We start from the raw sequence: 20978 nt of genomic DNA, 5'->3' as shown, positions 1-20978 counted from the left end.
AGGGCTAAAGTTTCGCCGCGTGCAAATCGAGCCACTCATAGACAGCGTTCATTCGTACGCCTATGAACGACCCGGCCTTGCGCTCCAGCTCAATAAGAATCGCGACCGCGCAGGTAGGATAAAAACCATTGCTGTGCGGGATATAGTCGAAGCAGCCCTGGATCAGGCCACCGCTCATGCCATCGGGGTCAGGCGCCTGAAGGGGCAGATTGTCATCGTTGAAGTTGCCGGTTTTGGAAAACTCCAGTGCGACATGGTATTCGGGCAGGAAACGGTGGTGGGGGAAGACCTTGGCGCTTGTATCATTGGTGCCGTAGACGAAGCATTCGGGGATGAACATGCGATTGAGCCGAGCGGCTTTTTTTGCCAGTTGCGTATTTTTCGGACCGGGGTAACCAATGAGTTGGTAAAACTTGATCCGTTCACTGTTTGCCGGGGTTTCAATCAAGTCGCGCTGGATGAAATTGATCTCGCCGTTGCATTCATCCAGAACTTCATCCGGCACCACCATTGCGCCGATGTCGAACGGGTCTTTGCTCCGGCTACCCTGTGTCGCACTGGTGTTGGAGACCAAGGCTTTGATATAGGGAAGTTTGAACACCTTGTTGGCGGCGTACAGATAGGCTGCTTCTTCGCCCTCGAGGTCTTCGAAAACATGGGCGGCACTGATAATGAGCAACTTGCCGTCATGAAAGAAGAACGTCCCGGAACCGATGGGGTCGTACACATCGCCTTTTTTCAGCATGAACATCACAACAGACTTTCTAAGCATGCAGCATAACCCCTGATCCTTGAGCACCGACGCGTCCGGTAAATGGCCGCGTCGCGAGTTTATGACAGGGAGGGGGTATGGCAAAGCAACCCGTTGCCGGGCCGGTCTCAGGTGTTTTTCTTTGCCAGTTCGCGGACGCGCTCCGCTCTTCTGTAGGCCAAGGCCTACAAGGGAGTGCGGTGGGTTGTATACAATCGCGGTCGCCAGCAACCAACAATTTCACACAGGGCATAGGTCGTCGACCGATTTCGTGGTTAACTTCCGCCTCTTGCATGTTTTCCAATCACACCATCAGAAGGACTCAAGTCATGGCTCAAGTCACCCTTAAAGGCAATCCGGTTCAAGTCAACGGCCAATTGCCACAAGCCGGTTCCAAGGCGCCAGCCTTTTCCCTGGTCGCCGGCAATCTGTCCGACGTTTCCCTGCAAGACTTCGCCGGCAAGCGCAAAGTCTTGAACATTTTCCCTAGTGTTGACACACCGACCTGCGCGACCTCCGTGCGCAAGTTCAACGCACAAGCCAACGAGCTCGCCAACACCGTGGTGCTGTGCATTTCCGCTGACCTGCCGTTCGCCCAGGCACGTTTCTGCGGCGCTGAAGGTCTGGAAAACGTGCAGAACCTGTCGACCCTGCGCGGCGCCGAGTTCATCGAGAACTACGGCGTGGCCATTGCCGACGGTCCGCTGAAAGGCCTGACCGCTCGCGCCGTGGTAGTACTGGACGAAAACGACAACGTCCTGCACAGCGAACTGGTCAAGGAAATCGCTGAAGAGCCGAACTACGAAGCGGCACTGTCCGTTCTCAAGTAAGGCTTTTACAATTGTTAACGGCCTGGCCCTGTCCAGGCCGTTTTCATTTGTGTATCAGTGTTTTGCCTCACACCTTGAAACGTCAGTGGAAGGTAAATTGCCGGTAAAGCTGCTTTGCTAAATCCCTGCCAGTGCTTATCGTTCAGCCTCCCGTAAAAGAAGCCCACGCGCCCAATGGTTAATCACTCCATGCAATCGTCCCCCCGTCACTCCCGTCGCTGGCTGATCAGCCTGCTGGTCTTGTTGGTCATCGCCGTCCTGTGCTGGAAATTCTGGCCCGCCGGTTCCGCTGACAAGGCCGGCGGCGACAAAGCCGCCGGGCATACCGGGCGTTCGGGGATGATGCGGCCGGGCTTCGGCGGCGGCAGCGGGCCGGTGCCGGTGCGTGTGGCGCCGGCGGTCACGGGCGATTTCCCGCTGTACTACAAGGCGCTGGGCACCGTCACCGCGCTCAACACGATCAACGTGCGCAGCCGGGTCGGCGGCGAACTGGTGAAAATCCATTTTGAAGAAGGGCAGATGGTCAAGGCCGGCGACTTGCTGGCGGAAATCGATCCGCGTCCCTACCAGAATGCCTTGCTCCAGGCCGAAGGTACCCTGCTGCAAAATCAGGCGCAGCTGAAAAACGCCCAGGTCGACGTCGAGCGCTATCGCGGTCTTTATAAAGAAGACAGCATCGCCAAACAGACCCTGGACACCGCTGAAGCGCTGGTCGGTCAGTACCTGGGCACGGTCAAGACCAACCAGGCGGCGGTCAACGACGCCAGGCTCAATCTTGAATTCACCAAGATCCGTGCGCCGATCGCCGGTCGTGTCGGCCTGCGTCAAGTCGATGTTGGCAACCTCGTCACAGCGAACGACACCACGTTCATCGCCGTCATCACTCAGACCCAGCCGATCAGCGTCGCCTTCACCTTGCCGGAAAATAGCCTGGAAACCGTGCTGGCCCGTTACCGCAGCGGCGCGAAACTGCCGGCGGAGGCGTGGGATCGCGGCGATACCAAACTGCAAGCCACCGGCGTGCTGCAAAGCCTCGACAACCAGATCGATGTCGCCACCGGCACCCTGAAATTCAAGGCCCGGTACGACAACCGCGATCAAGCGCTGTTTCCCAACCAGTTCGTCAACGTGCACTTGCTGGCCGACACGCTCAAAGGCGTGGTGCTGGCCCCGTCGGCGGCGATTCAGTTCGGCACTAACGGCACCTTCGTCTACGCGCTGGACGGCGACAAGAAAGTCACCATCCGCCAACTGAAGATCGGCGCCAGCGATGGCGAAAACACCGTCGTCACCGAAGGTCTGGCCGCAGGCGACCGGGTGGTGCTTGAAGGCACCGACCGCTTGAAGGAAGGCAGCGAGGTGGAAGTGGTCAACGACAGCAATCAAGTGCCGACCACGCCGACCGAACACCTGCAAGGCAAGTCCGCTGCCAGCAACCCGGACGCCCCCGTGACTGACAAGGCCAAGAAGGGCGCATGAACATTTCGCGGCTGTTCATCCTCCGTCCAGTAGCCACCACCCTGAGCATGCTGGCGATCGTCCTCGCCGGTCTGATTGCCTATCGGCTGCTGCCGGTGTCGGCGCTGCCGCAGGTCGATTACCCGACCATCCGCGTCATGACCCTGTATCCCGGCGCCAGTCCGGACGTGATGACCAGTGCGGTCACCGCGCCACTTGAGCGCCAGTTCGGCCAGATGCCGGGCCTCACGCAGATGGCCTCGACCAGTTCCGGTGGCGCCTCGGTGCTGACCCTGCGTTTCAGCCTCGACATCAACATGGACGTCGCCGAGCAACAGGTGCAGGCCGCAATCAACGCCGCGACCAACCTGCTGCCGACGGACTTGCCGGCGCCGCCGGTGTACAACAAAGTCAACCCGGCGGACACGCCGGTACTGACCCTGGCCATCACCTCGAAAACCATGCTGCTGCCCAAGCTCAACGACCTGGTCGATACGCGCATGGCGCAGAAAATCGCCCAGATCAGCGGGGTCGGCATGGTCAGCATTGCCGGCGGCCAGCGCCAGGCCGTGCGAATCAAAGTCAACCCAGAGGCTCTGGCCGCCGCCAGCCTGAACCTCTCCGATGTGCGCGCGCTGATCGCTGCCTCAAACGTCAACCAGCCGAAAGGTAATTTTGACGGCCCGACGCGGGTGTCGATGCTTGATGCCAACGACCAACTGACCTCGCCCGAGGATTACGCCAACCTGATCCTCGCCTACAAAAACGGCGCGCCGTTGCGGCTCAAGGACGTCGCCGAAATTGTCGATGGCGCCGAAAACGAGCGCCTGGCCGCGTGGGCCAACCAGAATCAGGCGGTCCTGCTGAACATCCAGCGCCAGCCCGGCGCCAACGTGATCGAGGTGGTTGACCGCATCAAGGCGCTGCTGCCGAGCATCACCGACAACCTGCCGGCCGGCCTCGATGTGACGGTGCTGACTGACCGCACCCAGACCATCCGCGCCTCGGTCACGGACGTGCAGCACGAACTGCTGATCGCCATCGCGCTGGTGGTGATGGTGACGTTCCTGTTCCTGCGCCGCGCCAGTGCGACGATCATTCCGTCGGTGGCCGTGCCGCTGTCGCTGATCGGCACCTTCGGCGTAATGTATCTGGCGGGTTTCTCGGTCAATAACCTGACGCTGATGGCTTTGACCATCGCTACCGGTTTCGTCGTCGACGATGCCATCGTGATGCTGGAGAACATCTCGCGCTATATCGAAGAGGGCGACAGCCCGATGCAGGCCGCGCTCAAGGGCGCGAAGCAGATCGGCTTCACCCTGATCTCCCTGACGCTGTCGCTGATCGCAGTGCTGATTCCCCTGCTGTTCATGGGCGATGTGGTCGGCCGCTTGTTCCGCGAGTTCGCCATTACCCTGGCGGTGGCGATCCTGATTTCCCTGGTCGTCTCGCTGACGCTGACACCCATGATGTGCGCGCGACTGCTCAAGCGTGAGCCAGAGGCCCATGAGCAGGGCCGTTTCTACCGCACCAGCGGCGCCTTCATCGATTGGATGATCGCTGAATACGGGCGGATGTTGCGCTGGGTACTCAAGCACCAGCCGCTGACCTTGCTGGTGGCGATCGGCACGCTGGCGCTGACCGTGTTCCTTTATATGGTCGTGCCCAAGGGCTTCTTTCCGGTGCAGGACACCGGGGTGATCCAGGGCATTTCCGAAGCGCCGCAGTCGATTTCCTTTGCGGCGATGGGCGAGCGTCAGCAGGCGCTGGCGAAGATCATTCTCGAAGACCCTGACGTGCAAAGCCTGTCGTCGTACATCGGTGTCGATGGCGACAACGCCACGCTCAACAGCGGGCGCCTGCTGATCAACCTCAAGCCCCACGGCGAGCGCGATCTGACCGCGACTGAAGTGATCGCCCGCCTGCAACCGCAACTGGACAAACTGGTCGGCATCCGCCTGTTCATGCAGCCGGTGCAAGACTTGACCATCGAGGACCGTGTCAGCCGTACTCAGTACCAGTTCAGCCTGTCCTCGCCGGATTCCGAACTGCTCAGCCAGTGGAGCGGGCGGCTGGTCGAAGCGCTGGCACAGCGTCCGGAGCTGACCGACGTTGCCAGCGACTTGCAGGACAAGGGCTTGCAGGTCTATCTGGTGATCGACCGCGACGCCGCGTCACGCCTCGGCGTTTCGGTGTCGAACATTACCGATGCGCTGTACGACGCCTTCGGTCAGCGGCAGATCTCGACCATTTACACCCAAGCCAGCCAGTATCGCGTGGTGCTGCAAGCGCAGGCCGGCGAGAGGATCGGCCCGCAGGCGCTGGATCAGATCCATGTGAAAACCACTGACGACGCCCAGGTGCGGCTGTCCAGCCTGGCGCATATCGAGGAGCGTCAGGCGCAATTGGCGATCAGCCATATCGGCCAGTTCCCGGCGGTGATGATGTCGTTCAACCTCGCGCCCGGCGTGGCGCTGGGGCACGCGGTGGACGTCATCGAACAGGTGCAGCAAGAGATCGGCATGCCGGTCGGCGTGCAAACCCGCTTCCAGGGGGCGGCGGAAGCGTTCCAGGCTTCGCTGTCGAGCACCTTGCTGTTGGTCTTGGCGGCGGTGGTGACCATGTACATCGTGCTTGGCGTGCTCTACGAGAGTTATATCCACCCGATCACCATCCTCTCGACGTTGCCGTCGGCGGCGGTAGGCGCCTTGCTCGCCTTGCTGCTCAGCGGTAACGATCTGGGGATGATTGCGATCATCGGCATTATTCTGTTGATCGGTATCGTCAAGAAGAACGCGATCATGATGATCGACTTCGCCCTCGACGCCGAGCGCAACCAGGGCATGGCGCCGCAGGAGGCGATCTATCAGGCGGCGCTGTTGCGCTTCCGGCCGATCCTCATGACCACCCTGGCGGCGTTGTTCGGCGCGGTGCCGCTGATGCTCGCCACCGGTTCGGGCGCCGAACTGCGCCAGCCGCTGGGCCTGGTGATGGTCGGCGGGTTGCTCATGAGCCAGGTGCTGACTCTGTTCACTACACCGGTGATTTACCTGTACTTCGACCGCCTTGGCCGTCGTTTTGGCAAGAGCAAGGCTGACGGCGAAGAGGTGTCGGTATGACTGTCGGAACGCACAACCCCTGTAGGAGCGAGCCTGCTCGCGATGAGGCCGGCACCAGCACCATTAATGTAAACAGACACACCGCTATCGCGAGCAGGCTCACTCCTACAGGGGTTCGGCGTGACGCTGGGGATCGTGGTCAATGAACCTCTCCGGCCCATTCATCAAACGCCCCGTGGCAACCATGCTGCTGTCCCTGGCAATCATGCTGCTGGGCGGTGTCAGCTTCGGGCTACTGCCGGTCTCACCGTTGCCACAGATGGACTTCCCGGTCATCGTTGTGCAGGCCAGCCTGCCCGGTGCCAGCCCTGAGGTCATGGCCTCGACGGTGGCGACGCCGCTGGAGCGCTCGTTCGGCGCGATTGCCGGCGTCAACACCATGAGCAGTCGCTCCAGTCAGGGTTCGACGCGGGTGATTTTGCAGTTCGACCTCGACCGCGACATCAACGGTGCGGCGCGGGAGGTGCAGGCGGCGATCAATGCTTCGCGCAATTTGCTGCCGAGCGGGATGCGCAGCATGCCCACCTATAAAAAGGTCAACCCGTCGCAGGCGCCGATCATGGTGCTGTCGCTGACCTCGGACGTGCTGGAAAAAGGCCAGTTGTATGATCTGGCCTCGACGATCTTGTCGCAGAGCCTGTCGCAGGTGCAGGGCGTCGGTGAAGTGCAGATCGGCGGCAGTTCGCTGCCGGCGGTGCGCATCGAACTCGAACCGCAGGCACTCAACCAGTACGGTGTCGCCCTCGATGATGTGCGCAAGACCATTGCAGACGCCAACGTGCGCCGGCCCAAGGGTTCGGTGGAAGACGCGCAGCGGCTGTGGCAGATCCAGGCCAACGACCAACTGGAAAAAGCCAAGGATTACGAATCGCTGATCATCCATTACGCCGACGGCGCCGCGCTGCGCCTCAAAGACGTGGCGAAGGTCAGCGACGGCGTCGAAGACCGCTACAACAGCGGTTTCTTCAACGATGACGCAGCGGTGCTGCTGGTGATCAACCGGCAGGCGGGCGCCAACATCATCGAGACGGTCAACGAGATCAAGGCGCAGTTGCCGGCCCTGCAAGCGGTGCTGCCGGCCAGCGTCAAGCTGAACCTGGCGATGGACCGCTCGCCAGTAATCAAGGCCACATTGCACGAAGCAGAAATGACCCTGCTGATCGCCGTCGTCCTGGTGGTGCTGGTGGTGTTTCTGTTCCTCGGCAATTTCCGCGCCTCGCTGATTCCGACGCTGGCGGTGCCGGTGTCGCTGGTCGGCACCTTTGCGGTGATGTACCTCTACGGTTTTTCGCTGAACAACCTGTCGCTGATGGCGCTGATTCTTGCCACCGGCCTGGTGGTGGACGACGCCATTGTCGTGCTGGAGAACATTTCCCGGCACATCGACGAGGGCGTCAAACCGATGCAGGCCGCGTATCTCGGCGCCAAGGAGGTCGGTTTTACCTTACTGTCGATGAACGTATCGCTGGTGGCAGTATTTCTGTCGATCCTGTTCATGGGTGGCATTGTCGAAAGTCTGTTCCGCGAGTTCTCCATCACCTTGGCCGCGGCGATTGTCGTGTCGCTGGTGGTGTCCCTGACGTTGACGCCGATGCTCTGCGCCCGTTGGCTCAAGCCACACACGCCGGGGCAGGAAAACCGCCTGCAACGCTGGAGCCGGCGCACCAACGACTGGATGGTCGGCAAATACGCCGTGAGCCTCGACTGGGTCTTGCGCCACCGCCGCCTGACGCTGCTCAGTCTATTGATCACGGTCGGCGTCAACGTCGCGCTATATGTAGTGGTGCCGAAAACTTTCATGCCCCAGCAGGACACCGGGCAGTTGATCGGTTTTGTGCGCGGCGACGACGGTCTGTCGTTCAGCGTCATGCAGCCGAAAATGGAAATTTTCCGCCGCGCCGTGCTCAAGGATGAGGCGGTGGAGAGCGTCGCCGGCTTCATCGGGGGCGGCAACGGCACTAACAACGCCTTCATGATCGTGCGCCTGAAACCGATCAAGGAACGCCAGTTGTCGGCACAGAAAGTCATTGAACGCCTGCGCAAGGAAATGCCCAAGGTACCCGGCGCGCAGTTGATGCTGATGGCCGACCAGGACCTGCAGTTTGGCGGCGGGCGCGAGCAGACCTCGTCGCAGTACAGCTATATCCTGCAAAGCGGCGATCTCGGTGAGTTGCGCAAGTGGTATCCGAAAGTGGTCACGGCATTGCGCGCCTTGCCCGAACTGACTGCCATCGATGCCCGCGAAGGCGCGGGGGCACAGCAGGTGACGCTGATTGTCGACCGCGACCAGGCCAAACGCTTGGGCGTGGACATGGACATGGTCACGGCGGTGCTGAACAACGCCTACAGTCAGCGGCAGATTTCGACGATCTACGACAGCCTCAACCAGTATCAGGTGGTGATGGAGGTCAATCCGAAATACGCTCAGGACCCGGTGACACTCAAGCAGGTGCAGGTCATTACCGCTGACGGTGCGCGGGTGCCGTTGTCGACGTTCGCTCATTACGAAAACAGCCTGGAAGACGATCGGGTCAGCCACGAAGGCCAGTTCGCGTCCGAGTCGATTGCCTTTGACATGGCAGAAGGCGTGACGGTGGAGCAGGGCAGTGCCGCCATCGAACGGGCGATTGCCAAGGTCGGGCTGCCGGAAGGTGTCATTGCGAAAATGGCCGGTACGGCTGATGCCTTCGCCGCGACGCAGAAGAGCCAGCCGTTCATGATCCTCGGCGCGCTGCTGGCGGTGTACCTTGTGCTCGGCGTGCTGTACGAAAGCTACATCCACCCACTGACCATTCTGTCGACGCTGCCGTCGGCCGGAGTCGGCGCGTTGCTGTCGATCTATGCGTTGGGTGGCGAGTTCAGCCTGATTTCCCTGCTCGGGCTGTTCCTGCTGATCGGCGTGGTGAAGAAAAACGCCATTTTGATGATCGACCTCGCGCTGCAGCTGGAGCGCCATCAGGGCCTGTCGCCGCTGGAGTCGATCCGCAGCGCGTGCCTGCAACGTTTGCGGCCGATCCTGATGACCACGCTGGCGGCGATCCTCGGCGCCTTGCCGCTGCTGCTCGGCCGGGCCGAGGGCGCGGAAATGCGCCAGCCGCTGGGGCTGACCATCATTGGCGGTCTGGTCTTCAGCCAGGTCCTGACCCTTTACACCACACCTGTGGTTTACCTCTATCTCGACAAGCTGCGCCATCGCTTCAACCATTGGCGTGGCGTGCGCACTGACGCCGCTCTGGAAACTCCGCTATGACTGACCGTTCGCTTTTCAATCTGGCCACTGTTCGCGGCTCGCGGCTGTTGAGCCTGTCGCTGTGCGTGGCGATGCTCAGTGCCTGTGCTGTCGGCCCCGATTACCAGCGTCCGCAGACCGCTGAAATCGCTCAGTACAAGGAAGCCGAAGGCTGGCGCCAGGCCAACCCGAGCGATTCGCTGGCCCGCGGGGCCTGGTGGGAGTTGTACGGCGATCAGCAGCTCAATGCTTTGATCGAGAAACTCAACAGTTCCAACCAGACGGTGGCGCAATCCGAAGCCCAGTATCGTCAAGCTCAGGCGTTGGTGCGCAGCGCACGCGGGGCGTTTTATCCCAGTGTCGACCTGAGCCTGGGCAAGACCCGCTCCAGTCAGGGCACCGGCAGCAGCAGTTCGAGCCTGAGCAGTTCTTCCAGCGGGATTCGTGACACCTACAACGCGCAACTGGGCGTGAGTTGGGAGGCCGATGTGTGGGGCAAGCTGCGCCGCGGCCTGGAGGCGGACGAAGCCAGTGCCCAGGCGAGCTTTGCCGACCTGGCGGCAATGCGCCTGAGCCAACAGTCGGAACTGGTGCAGAACTACCTGCAACTGCGTGTGATCGATCAGCAGAAGCGCTTGCTCGAGGCCACCGTTGCCGCTTACGAACGCTCGCTGAGAATGACCGAGAACCAATACCGCGCCGGGGTTTCCGGGCGTGACGCGGTGGCGCAGGCGCAGACCCAGTTAAAAAGTACTCAGGCCGATCTGGTCGACCTGATCTGGCAGCGCGCGCAGTTTGAAAACGCTATCGCCGTGCTGACCGGCGAAGCGCCAGCGAATTTCAGCATTGCCGAAAGTCAGACCATCCCGAACTTGCCGCAAGTGCCGCTGAGCCTGCCTTCGCAGTTGCTTGAGCGGCGTCCGGACATCGCCTCCGCCGAGCGCTCGGTGATCGCCGCCAACGCCAACATCGGCGTGGCGAAAGCCGCCTATTACCCGGATCTGACCCTGAGTCTGAGCGGCGGCTACAGCAGCAGTACGTCGAACAACCTGATCAGCCTGCCGAACCGTTTCTGGTCGGTTGGCCCGCAGCTGTCGTTGCCGTTGTTCGACGGCGGCATCCGTTCGGCCGAGGTTGATCGCACCGAAGCGGCCTATGACCAGACCGTCGCCAAATACCGCCAGACCGTGCTCGACGGTTTCCGCGAAGTGGAAAACTATCTGGTGCAGCTCAAGGTGTATGCCGACGAAGCGGCCGTGCGCCAGGAAGCGCTGGATGCCGCGCGCGATTCCCTGCGCCTGACGGAGAACCAGTACAAGGCCGGACTGATTGCCTACATCGACGTAGTGGTGGTGCAGGCGACGGCGTTGAGCAACGAGCGCAGTGTCTTGAACATTCTGCAAAACCGCCTGATTGCCAGCGTGCAACTGATCGCCGCGCTGGGCGGTGGCTGGGACGGCCAACTGGACGTCAGCGACAGCCGCTGACCTTGTGGGAGTGAGCCTGCTCACGAAAGCAGTGGGTCAGGCAACTACGATGGTGGCTGTACTGGCGTCATCGCGAGCAGGCTCACTCCTACATGGGATTTGTGCCTGGCGCGGGGTTTCGGGTAACGCAGGCCACTGTAGGAGTGAGCCTGCTCGCGATAGCGGTTAGTCATTCAGCACATTATCAGCTGACCCGCCGCCTTCGCGAGCAGGCTCGCTCCCACAGAGTGGGCTTAAAGCCCACCCCAGAGCCTTGTAGGACGATCGAAGAAGCGTTTCATCGGCTTGATGGCAATTTGATTACTTTGTCAGTGCGTTCTTCCGCGCAATCAGTACAATCGCCGGATTTTCCTGACCGAGAATGGATGCAATACGGTCTTGGTCGGCACGAGAATCCCCATGCTCATCGGCAGCTACTCCCTCACCCTGGTTTTCATTTCGCTGTGCGTGGCGATTCTCGCCTCCTACACGGCGCTCGACCTGACCGGGCGCATCGCTACCGCCAAGGGCCGCGCCGTGCATTTCTGGACGGCGGGCGGGGCGTTGGCCATGGGGGTTGGCGTCTGGTCGATGCACTTTATCGGCATGCTCGCCTTCAAGTTGCCGATCGATCTGGGTTACGACATCGCCCTCACGGCGCTGTCGCTGCTGATCGCCGTGCTGTCGTGCGGATTCGCCTTGTGGCTGGTCAGCCAGCCAAAACTGCCGCTGCTGCAACTGGCCTTCGGTGCGCTGATCATGGGCGCGGGCATCAGCGCCATGCATTACACCGGTATGGCGGCGCTGCGCATGACCCCCGGTATCGACTATGACCCGACGTTATTCAGCGCCTCATTGCTGATTGCCGTCGGTGCTTCGGCGGCCGCGTTGTGGATCGCCTTTCGCCTGCGCCAGCATTCGCCGTATGTACGCCTGATCCGCGCCGGCGCGGCAGTGATCATGGGCATTGCCATCGTCGGAATGCACTACACCGGCATGGCGGCCGCACAGTTTCCCGATGGCAGTTTCTGCGGCGCGACGGTCAATGGCCTGAAAGGCAACGGGCTCGACAGTCTGGTGTTGGTCACCACGCTGGCGGTGTTGTCGATCGCTTTGTTGACGTCGATCCTCGACGCTCGCCTCGAAGCACGCACCGCTGATTTGGCGCACTCGCTGACGGTGGCCAACCGCGAACTCACGCAACTGGCCCTGCACGACACCCTCACCGGCCTGCCCAACCGCATGCTGCTCGATGACCGCATCAGTCAGGCGATCAACAAGGTTCACGAGCAGGGCGGTTGTTTCGCCTTGATGTTCATCGATCTGGACGGTTTCAAACCGGTCAACGATGCTTTCGGCCATCACATGGGCGACCAACTGCTGCGCGAGGTCGGTGTGCGCCTGCGCGAGGATCTGCGTAGCCAGGACACGCTGGCGCGGATCGGCGGCGATGAGTTCGTCCTGCTGGTGCGCCTCACCGAGCCCGACGATGCCGTGAGTCTGGCGGCGCGGCAGGTCGGTTTGATCGCCCAGGCGTTCCGTGTTGCTGAACACGACCTGCAGATTTCCGCCAGTGTCGGCATCGCCCTGTATCCGGGCAACGGCCACAGCGCGCAAGAGCTGCTGATGAACGCCGATGCCGCGATGTACCACGCCAAGGGCGGCGGCAAGAACGGCTACAGCTTTTTCGACGCCTCGATGAATAACAATGCCCGCAAGCAATTGCAGTTGGTGCAGGACCTGCGCGCGGCGCTGGAACACAATCAGTTCAGCCTGCATTACCAGCCCAAGTTTGACGCCGCCAATGGTCGCGCGGTCGGCGCCGAAGCGTTGCTGCGCTGGGAGCATCCCGTCCACGGCTTGCTGATGCCCGACACGTTTATCGATCTGGCAGAGAAAACCGGTTTGATCATCCCGATGGGCGAGTGGGTGCTCAACGAAGCGTGTCGGCAGATGCGCGAGTGGTACGTGCTCGGCTACACCGATTGGCGCATTGCGGTAAACCTCTCGGCGTTGCAGTTTTGTAATGCCGGACTGGTGCGCAGCGTTGCCAAGGCGCTGCGCACGCACCACCTGCCGGCGAACAGCCTGACCCTGGAGATCACCGAAACCACCGCCATGAGCGATGCCGATGCGAGCATGACGGTGTTGCAGGAACTGTCGGACATGGGCGTCGACCTGTCGATTGACGACTTCGGCACCGGTTATTCCAGCCTGATGTACCTCAAGCGCCTGCCGGCCAATGAGCTGAAGATCGACCGCGGTTTCGTTCGCGACCTGGAGCACGACAGTGATGATGCGGCGATCGTTTCGGCGATTGTCGCGCTCGGCCAGGCGCTGGGGTTGCGCATCGTTGCCGAAGGCGTCGAAACCGGTGTGCAGCAGGACTTCCTGACCAGACTGGGCTGTGATTCGTTACAGGGCTACCTGCTTGGGCATCCGCTGCCGGCTGAGCGCTTCTTGCAGGACATCGTGCGCGGGGAGCGCATGGCGGTGGTCTGACAGACCCCGTGGGAGCGAGCCTGCTCGCGAAGACGTCCTGACAGGCGCCACAGACTCCATGCAAAACCTGCCAATGGCAGTTATTCTTGCCCCGACTGTTACGTGTGCACGTGGGGGAAAGCCAGCATGGATAAAGTCATTGTCATCACCGGTGGCGGGCGCGGGATTGGCGCGGCTACGGCGCTGTTGGCTGCCGAACAAGGCTATCGGATCTGCATCAATTACCAGTCCGATGAACAGGCGGCGCACGCGGTGCTGGAACAGGTTCGTGCCTTGGGCGCCCAAGCCATCGCAGTGCGCGCCGACGTCAGCATTGAAGACGAAGTGGTTGCGATGTTTCACCGCGTCGACAGCGAACTGGGCCGCGTCACCGCACTGGTGAACAACGCGGGCACCGTCGCGCACAAATCGCGGGTCGACGAAATGTCCGAGTTCCGCATTCTCAAAATCATGAAAACCAACGTCCTCGCACCGATCCTCTGCGCCAAGCACGCGATCCTGCGCATGTCGCCCAAACATGGCGGGCAGGGTGGCAGCATCGTCAACGTTTCATCGGTGGCAGCACGCCTGGGCTCGCCAAACGAATACGTCGACTACGCCGCCTCCAAAGGCGCGCTCGATACCTTCACCATCGGCCTGTCCAAGGAAGTCGCGGGCGAGGGGATTCGCGTCAACGCGGTGCGTCCGGGCTACATCTACACCGATTTCCACGCGCTGAGTGGCGATCCGGACCGGGTCAGCAAGCTCGAATCGGCGATTCCCATGGCCCGGGGCGGACGCCCGGATGAAGTGGCGGAGGCGATTGTCTGGTTGTTGTCGGACAAGGCTTCGTATGCAACGGGGACGTTTGTTGATTTGGGCGGTGGGCGCTAGAGCGCTGAATTTTCTTGGTTAGCACTGGCCCTTTCGCGAGCAAGCCCGCTCCCACATTGGTTCTGTATGCACAAATCTACTGTGGGAGCGAGCCTGCTCGCGAAGGGGCCAGTCCAGGCAATATCAAACCATCAAAACGACCGCACAATCCGCCCCAACGTCTCCATGGCCTTTTCCGAAGCCTCGGTCCACGGGCTGCCGTAGTTCAACCGAATACAGTTTCTGAAGCGCTGGGTCGGCGAGAAGATCGGCCCCGGGGCGATGCTGATGCCTTGCGCCAGCGCCATTTGAAACAATTTCAGGGAATCCATCTGCTCCGGTAATTCCAGCCACAAAAAGTAGCCGCCGGCCGGTTGGCTGACCCGGGTCTGTGCCGGAAAATAGCGGGCGATCGCTGCGAGCATCGCGCTTTGCTGCTCTTCAAGGGCGTAGCGCAGTTTGCGCAGGTGCCGGTCGTAGCCGCCGTGTTGCAGGTAGTCGGCAATCGCTGCTTGCGCCGGCATCGAGGCGCATAGCGAGGTCATCAGTTTCAGCCGCTCGATTTTCTGCGCGTAGCGCCCGGCGGCGACCCAGCCGATGCGGTAGCCGGGGGCGAGGCTTTTGGCGAACGAGCCGCAATGCATCACCAGGCCCTCCGTGTCGAACGCCTTGGCCGGTTTTGGCGCCTGCTGACCGTAATAGAGTTCGGCGTAGACGTCGTCTTCGATCAGCGGCACCTGATGCTGGCGCAGCAGTTCTACCAGTTCCTGCTTCTTCGCCTCGGGCATGGTTGCGCCCATCGGGTTCTGGAAACTGGTCATGCACCAGCACGCCTTGATCGGGTGCCGCGCCAGGGTTTGCGCGAGGACGCCGAGGTCGATGCCGTCGCGCGGGTGCACGGGGATTTCCACCGCTTTGAGCTTCAAGCGCTCAAGCACTTGCAGGCTGGCATAAAACGCCGGGGCTTCGATGGCCACCAGATCGCCCGGCTCGGTCACTGCTTGCAGGCACAGGTTCAGCGCTTCGAGGGCGCCGTTGGTGATCAGCAATTCTTCCATCGGCAACATCAGCCCGCCGACCATGTAGCGCAGGGCAATTTGCCGACGCAACTGCGGGTTGCCCGGCGACATGTCGGTGACGACCATGCGCGGGTCCATTTCCCGGGCGGCGCTGGCCAGTGAGCGTGACAGGCGCTGCAACGGGAACAAACCCGGACTGGGGAACGCCGAGCCGAAGGGCACGGTGCTCGGGTCCTTGATTGAGTCGAGTACCGAAAACACCAGCTCACTGACGTCGACTTCGGTGGATTCGTTGACCTGGCTGCTGATCACCGGCTCGGAAAACGGGCTCGGCGCATGGGTGTTGACGAAGTATCCGGAGCGCGGCCGCGCGCGGATCAGCCCGCGCCGTTCCAACAGGTAATAAGCCTGGAACACCGTCGACGGGCTGACGCCGTAGGTCTGGCTGGCATAGCGCACCGAGGGCACCCGCTGGCCGGGGCCGAGTACGCCGGAGCGGATCAGTTCTGCAATGTCGTCGGCGAATTTTTCGTAGCGTTTCATGGTGGATCCGGGTGGGTGCTTATAGGGGGCGCGGCGGCTTCATTCGCGAGCAGGCTCGCTCCCACAAGGGAACGTGGTCAATGGTGCGAGCGAGCCTGCTCGCGAATGGAAGCACAGCAGTCTAAGGGCAATCAGCGATTCATCGGCGCAACAAATCGGCTCTTCGCCACGCTGTAAATCTGCGGCTCGTCAGTGTCTTCAATCCTGAAATTCAGTGTCTGCGAGCTGCTGGCTGGCCGCTCGGTAATCATCGCCACCGATACCGGCACGTCGACAATCTCCCCAGGCGCCAGGCTCAGTGCCGTTTTGCCTTGCAATTCGAACCCATCGCCATCAAGCAGACTCAACCGGTAATCCTGCCGCTGCTGAGTCTTGTTGATCACCTTGAGCGAATAGATATTCTCGATCTGCCCCTGAGCATTCTCACGAAACAATCCGCGATCCTTGGTCACATCCAGCGACACCATTGGCCGCTCGACCAGTGCCAGCGCCAAGGCGCCGATCATCACCAGTAGCACCGCCGTGTAGCCAATCAGGCGCGGGCGCAGCAGATGCGTCTTGCCGCCCTGCAATTCGCGTTCGGAACTGTAGCGGATCAAGCCGCGCGGGTAATGCATTTTGTCCATGATCGAGTCGCAGGCATCGATGCACGCCGCGCAACCGATGCACTCCATCTGCAAACCGTCGCGTATGTCGATACCGGTCGGGCAGACCTGCACGCACAGTTGGCAATCGATGCAATCGCCCAAGCCTGCGTCTCGCGGCTTGACGTCACGTTTGCGTGGGCCACGGCTTTCGCCCCGGGCGACGTCATAGGCGATGGTCAGGGTGTCCTTGTCGAACATCACACTCTGGAACCGCGCATACGGGCACATGTGCATGCACACCGCTTCGCGCAGCCAGCCGGCATTGATGTAGGTGGCGGCGGTGAAAAACAGCACCCAGAACAGGCTGACGCCACCGATCTGCAAGGTCAGCAGTTCTTCGGCCAGCGGCCGGATCGGGGTGAAGTAGCCGACAAAGGTCAGCCCGGTCAGCACACTGATTGCCAGCCACAGGGTGTGCTTGGCGGCGCGCCGGGCCAGCTTGTTCAGGCCCCACGGTGCCGCTTGCAGTTTGATGCGCTGGTTGCGTTCGCCTTCGGTGATTTTCTCGCACCACATGAAAATCCACGTCCAGGAACTTTGCGGGCAGGTGTACCCGCACCAGACCCGCCCGGCGAATACCGTGATGGCGAACAGGCCGAACGCGGCAATGATCAGCAGGGCCGACAGCAGAATGAAATCCTGCGGCCAGAAGGTCGCGCCGAAGATGTGGAATTTGCTTTGCGAGAGGTCCCACAGCACCGCCTGCCGACCGCCCCAGTTCAGCCACACCGTACCGAAAAACAGCACGAACAACAGTCCCGCGCCGCTCATGCGCAGGGTGCGGAACAGCCCGGTGAAACTGCGGGTCTGGATCGGCTGGTCACTGGGCCTTGCCGTCGCCTTCACGGGGCGTGCGGGCACGCTTTTTATCGTTGGCGGCGCTTCTACGGTTCGGACGGGGATTTGTTCGCTCATGGTCGTTCGCTCATCAGCCTCCATCAGGCCGAGGCACTATGAGCGCCGATCTGTTTGCATAACAGACTCAGGTCTGGCAATAAAAAGCGGATCAGATGAGGTTTTGAACGAGGCCTGCGACAACTTGAAGCACACCGCAGGCAGAGGCGCAAACGCCTATCGCAGGCGTCTACGTCGGGTATTGATCGGTGTCAGTCAAATCACCGAATCACGGTCGTCGGCCTTGAGGTGTTTGCGCCCGTCCTTGGCCCCGGCGACGGTCAGGGCGTCGGCTTCGGCTTCACTGATATAGACCCGCCGACCTTCTATTTCTACAAACGACATGGCTTTTTCGCTATCGGTCATGACTTCCAGCGTGTCGCAGATGCGAATTTCTTCGCCATGTTCGACGGTGAAAAAACAGACTTTCTGCTCGGGGTTGGATTTATCGATTCGAACGGGCATCGCGGCAGTCCTTTTTTCCATTGAGGTCTGCACATTAGGAAGCGAAGCGCGTGGATCGTTCGGCGCAACCGATTAATGGTCGACGTTGTCCATCTTTTATCAAGCCAATAACAAGGACTGCACGATGGAAGACTGGTGGGATGAAGTGTGGAAAACCCTGGAAGCCGAATTTGCCGACATCGGCGACACCGCGCAAATGACCCGCATTACCGTGCGCCTGCTGATGGCGGCGATTCTTGGCGGCATTCTCGGTTTCGAGCGTGAACATAAAGGCAAGGCAGCAGGTGTGCGCACGCACATGCTAGTGGCGTTGGGTGCTGCACTGTTCGTACTGGTGCCGCAGACATCGGGTGCAGAATCCGATGCCATGAGCAGGGTATTGCAGGGTGTGATCGCCGGGATCGGTTTTCTCGGCGCGGGCACGATCCTGAAAAATCAGCAGGGCGACGAATCCCATGTCAAAGGCCTGACCACGGCCGCCGGGTTATGGATGACAGCGGCAATCGGTGTGGCAGTGGGGCTGGGCAAGGAAGCGACAGCGCTATTGAGCACCATCCTGGCGCTGGCGATTTTCAGCGTGATGCCTTACGTGGTGAGGATGTTCGAAAGGGATGTCGACAAAAACGACCATCTCTAGATCCCTGATGCCTGATCGTTCCCGCGCTCTGCGTGGGAATGCCGCAACGGACGCTCTGCGTTCGGCTGAGTGGGACGCGGAGCGTCCCGGGCTGCATTCCCACGCGGAGCGTGGGAACGATCAACGTCGCGCGGGAACGCTCAGGCGGGGGCTAGACGATCACTGGCGGCATCGTACTCGGCGGTTCTTCTTTCGGCGGTGGCGTGGTTCCGGGCGGCTCTTGCTCAGGAATGGGTGGTGGTTCGGTCTCGGGCAACGTCGGTTTGTCGATGTTGGGATCGGGCGTTTCCGCCGGGATCGGGATGTTCATCTGATGACCTCCGTATGGCACATGGCGTGAGAAGTGCTTAAGTGGATTGACCGTCTCACGGTGAATTCGATCCGCGTCGCACCCCGGCAATTTCGTCTGAACTTTTCCCCGGGCCGGTTGCTCGGAAGCTAAGTGAGTTGATCACGGGGCCGGCGCTTCGTGGCGAATACTGATCCGGCACAAGAGCGTCCTTGGGGCGTTAAGGAGAGATGCTCAATGACTGCTGAAACATCTTCAGAGCTGAACTACAACCCGCATTTGCCGTTGGCCCAGGCGTTGCTGCTGCCGCGCATCGTCATCGAAAACACCATGCCGACCCTGGAGGGCGGCCAGTTCGCCGCCAAATCGATTGCCGGGCGCGAGATCATCGTCACCAGCAAAGTCTTTGCCGACGGCCACGACAAGCTCGCCGTGCGCATCCGTTGGCGCGCCGAAGGTGATGAGAGCTGGCAAAGCGAGGTCATGAGCGATCAAGGCAATAATGACTGGCTGGGCCGCTTCCGCCCCGAGTATCAGGGACGGTATGTCTACTGCATCGAAGCGTGGATCGATCATTTCGCCAGTTTTCAGTATGAGCTGGAGAAAAAACACAGCGCCGCCGTGCCGGTGTCGCTGGAGTTGCAGGAAGGCCGCACCATGGTGCTCCAGGCCGCCGAGCGCAGCGAAGGACAACTCAGCGAACAACTTCACGCGCTGCACCACGAATTGTCCGGCTTGCTCGAAACCGAGCAGGTCGCGCTGTTTCTGCACTCGCGCAGTGCGCAGTTGATGGCCGAGGCCGACCTGCGTGCGTACCTGAGTGTCAGCCCGCAATATCCCATGGATGTCGAACGTGAACTCGCCGAGTTCGCCAGTTGGTATGAGCTGTTTCCGCGCTCGATCACCGACGATCCGCGCCGCCACGGTACTTTCAACGATGTCCATTCGCGTCTGCCGATGATTCAGGACATGGGCTTCGACGTGTTGTATTTCACCCCGATCCATCCGATCGGTCGCGCCCACCGCAAGGGGCGCAACAATTCTCTGACCGCCGGCCCGGACGATCCCGGCAGCCCGTATGCGATCGGCAGCGAGGAGGGCGGTCACGAGGCGATTCACTCGCAACTCGGCACCCGCGAAGACTTTCGCCGACTGGTCGCCGCTGCCGCCGATCATGGTCTGGAGATCGCCCTCGATTTCGCGATCCAGTGTTCCCAGGACCACCCGTGGCTCAAACAGCATCCAGGCTGGTTCAACTGGCGCCCGGACGGCACGATCAAATACGCCGAGAACCCGCCGAAGAAATACCAGGACATCGTCAACGTCGACTTCTATGCGCCGGACGCGATTCCGAGCCTGTGGGTGGAGTTGCGTGACATTGTCATCGGCTGGGTCAAAGAGGGCGTGAAGATCTTTCGCGTCGACAATCCGCACACCAAACCGCTGCCGTTCTGGCAGTGGCTGATTGCCGATGTGCGCGCGCTGTACCCGGAAGTGATTTTCCTGGCTGAAGCGTTCACCACGCCGGCGATGATGGCGCGGCTGGGCAAGGTCGGTTATTCGCAGAGCTACACCTATTTCACCTGGCGCAACACCAAGGCTGAACTGGCCGCGTACTTCACCGAACTGAACCAGTCGCCGTGGCGCGAGTGCTACCGGCCGAACTTCTTCGTTAATACCCCGGACATCAACCCGGCATTCCTGCACGACTCCGGGCGCCCCGGTTTCTTGATCCGCGCCGCGCTGGCGACCATGGGCTCAGGCTTGTGGGGCATGTATTCGGGGTTCGAGCTGTGCGAATCGGCGCCGGTCCCGGGCAAGGAGGAATACCTCGATTCGGAGAAGTACGAAATCCGCGTCCGCGATTTCACGGCGCCCGGCAACATCATTGCCGAGATCGCTCAGCTCAACCGCATCCGCCGCCAGAACCCGGCCCTGCACAGCCATCTGGGCCTGAAGATCTATAACGCCTGGAACGACAACATTCTGTACTTCGGCAAACGCAGCGCTGACGGCAGCAACTTCATTCTGGTAGCGGTCAGCCTCGATCCGCATAACGTCCAGGAAGCGAATTTCGAATTGCCGCTGTGGGAAATGGGCCTGCCGGACGATGCCGTAACCCACGGCGAGGACTTGATGAACGGCCACCGCTGGGACTGGTATGGCAAATACCAGTTCATGCGCATTGACCCGGCGTATCAGCCGTTCGGGATTTGGCGAATCACAGCCACGTGACGTAGCGAACCGCCCCCTGTGGCGAGGGGATTTATCCCCGTT

At 61.1% G+C, this 20978-nt stretch carries 14 protein-coding genes; 9 read left to right on the top strand and 5 right to left on the bottom strand.

Translation table 11 applies throughout. The features are described 5' to 3' along the window. Positions 1-4: 4 nt before the first annotated feature. Entirely contained in the window at positions 5-799 is a 795-nt protein-coding gene (locus tag HU765_RS24960) for a hypothetical protein (protein WP_186623635.1), read from the bottom strand. Between the two features lie 281 nt (positions 800-1080). Here HU765_RS24960 and tpx point away from each other — a divergent pair, with 281 nt between their 5' ends. The 7 genes from tpx (at position 1081) to HU765_RS24925 (ending at position 14228) form a co-directional block, all read left to right on the top strand. Beyond that, entirely contained in the window at positions 1081-1581 is a 501-nt protein-coding gene (gene tpx / locus HU765_RS24955; protein WP_186552307.1) for a thiol peroxidase, read from the top strand. Positions 1582-1755: 174 nt separating this feature from the next. Continuing rightward, entirely contained in the window at positions 1756-3060 is a 1305-nt protein-coding gene (locus HU765_RS24950) for an MdtA/MuxA family multidrug efflux RND transporter periplasmic adaptor subunit (protein ID WP_186623633.1), read from the top strand. Then, positions 3057-6158, top strand: coding sequence for an MdtB/MuxB family multidrug efflux RND transporter permease subunit (locus HU765_RS24945; protein ID WP_186623631.1), 3102 nt, complete (start codon positions 3057-3059; stop codon positions 6156-6158). Before HU765_RS24950 ends, HU765_RS24945 begins: the two co-directional genes overlap by 4 nt. 142 nt (positions 6159-6300) lie before the next feature. Then, complete coding sequence (locus tag HU765_RS24940; RefSeq protein WP_186623623.1) at positions 6301-9408, top strand: efflux RND transporter permease subunit; 3108 nt, start codon at positions 6301-6303, stop codon at positions 9406-9408. Beyond that, the gene (locus tag HU765_RS24935) at positions 9405-10874 is read left to right on the top strand and encodes an efflux transporter outer membrane subunit (protein ID WP_186623621.1); all 1470 of its coding nucleotides are present in this window, start codon (positions 9405-9407) and stop codon (positions 10872-10874) included. Before HU765_RS24940 ends, HU765_RS24935 begins: the two co-directional genes overlap by 4 nt. Positions 10875-11273: 399 nt before the next feature. Then, a complete protein-coding gene (locus HU765_RS24930) occupies positions 11274-13355 on the top strand; it encodes an EAL domain-containing protein (RefSeq protein ID WP_186623619.1) in 2082 nt (693 codons plus the stop codon). A gap of 126 nt (positions 13356-13481) precedes the next feature. After that, positions 13482-14228: an SDR family oxidoreductase gene (locus tag HU765_RS24925; RefSeq protein WP_186552186.1), complete on the top strand. Its 747-nt coding sequence runs from the start codon at positions 13482-13484 to the stop codon at positions 14226-14228. 131 nt (positions 14229-14359) lie between these two features. Here HU765_RS24925 and mapR read toward each other — a convergent pair whose 3' ends face one another. From mapR to HU765_RS24910, 3 genes are all read right to left on the bottom strand, one after another. After that, positions 14360-15769, bottom strand: a complete 1410-nt coding sequence (gene mapR, locus HU765_RS24920; protein WP_186552184.1) for a GntR family transcriptional regulator MpaR — start codon at positions 15767-15769, stop codon at positions 14360-14362. Between the two features lie 131 nt (positions 15770-15900). Continuing rightward, on the bottom strand, positions 15901-17331 hold the full coding sequence (gene ccoG / locus HU765_RS24915) for a cytochrome c oxidase accessory protein CcoG (protein ID WP_186623617.1): 1431 nt from the start codon (positions 17329-17331) through the stop codon (positions 15901-15903). Positions 17332-17526: 195 nt separating this feature from the next. Continuing rightward, positions 17527-17775 (bottom strand): DUF3203 family protein, encoded by a 249-nt coding sequence (locus HU765_RS24910; RefSeq protein WP_186623609.1) that lies wholly within the window; start codon positions 17773-17775, stop codon positions 17527-17529. A gap of 124 nt (positions 17776-17899) precedes the next feature. On the opposite strand from HU765_RS24910, the gene HU765_RS24905 reads away from it, so the two are divergent. Continuing rightward, positions 17900-18412, top strand: a complete 513-nt coding sequence (locus HU765_RS24905; RefSeq protein WP_186623607.1) for an MgtC/SapB family protein — start codon at positions 17900-17902, stop codon at positions 18410-18412. A 151-nt stretch (positions 18413-18563) separates the two neighbouring features. On the opposite strand, the gene HU765_RS24900 is transcribed toward HU765_RS24905, so the two are convergent. Then, positions 18564-18722 carry a hypothetical protein gene (locus tag HU765_RS24900; protein ID WP_186623605.1) on the bottom strand — a complete coding sequence of 53 codons (159 nt, stop codon included), beginning with the start codon at positions 18720-18722 and terminating at the stop codon, positions 18564-18566. Between the two features lie 216 nt (positions 18723-18938). On the opposite strand from HU765_RS24900, the gene HU765_RS24895 reads away from it, so the two are divergent. Further along, complete coding sequence (locus tag HU765_RS24895) at positions 18939-20936, top strand: alpha-1,4-glucan--maltose-1-phosphate maltosyltransferase (RefSeq protein WP_186623604.1); 1998 nt, start codon at positions 18939-18941, stop codon at positions 20934-20936. Positions 20937-20978: the final 42 nt, after the last annotated feature.

The organism is Pseudomonas sp. SWRI81, assembly GCF_014268545.1.
GTDB lineage: Bacteria > Pseudomonadota > Gammaproteobacteria > Pseudomonadales > Pseudomonadaceae > Aquipseudomonas > Aquipseudomonas hamedanensis.
Note: the sequence above shows the minus strand (reverse complement) of the source record. Positions and strands in the feature narration are given on the sequence as shown.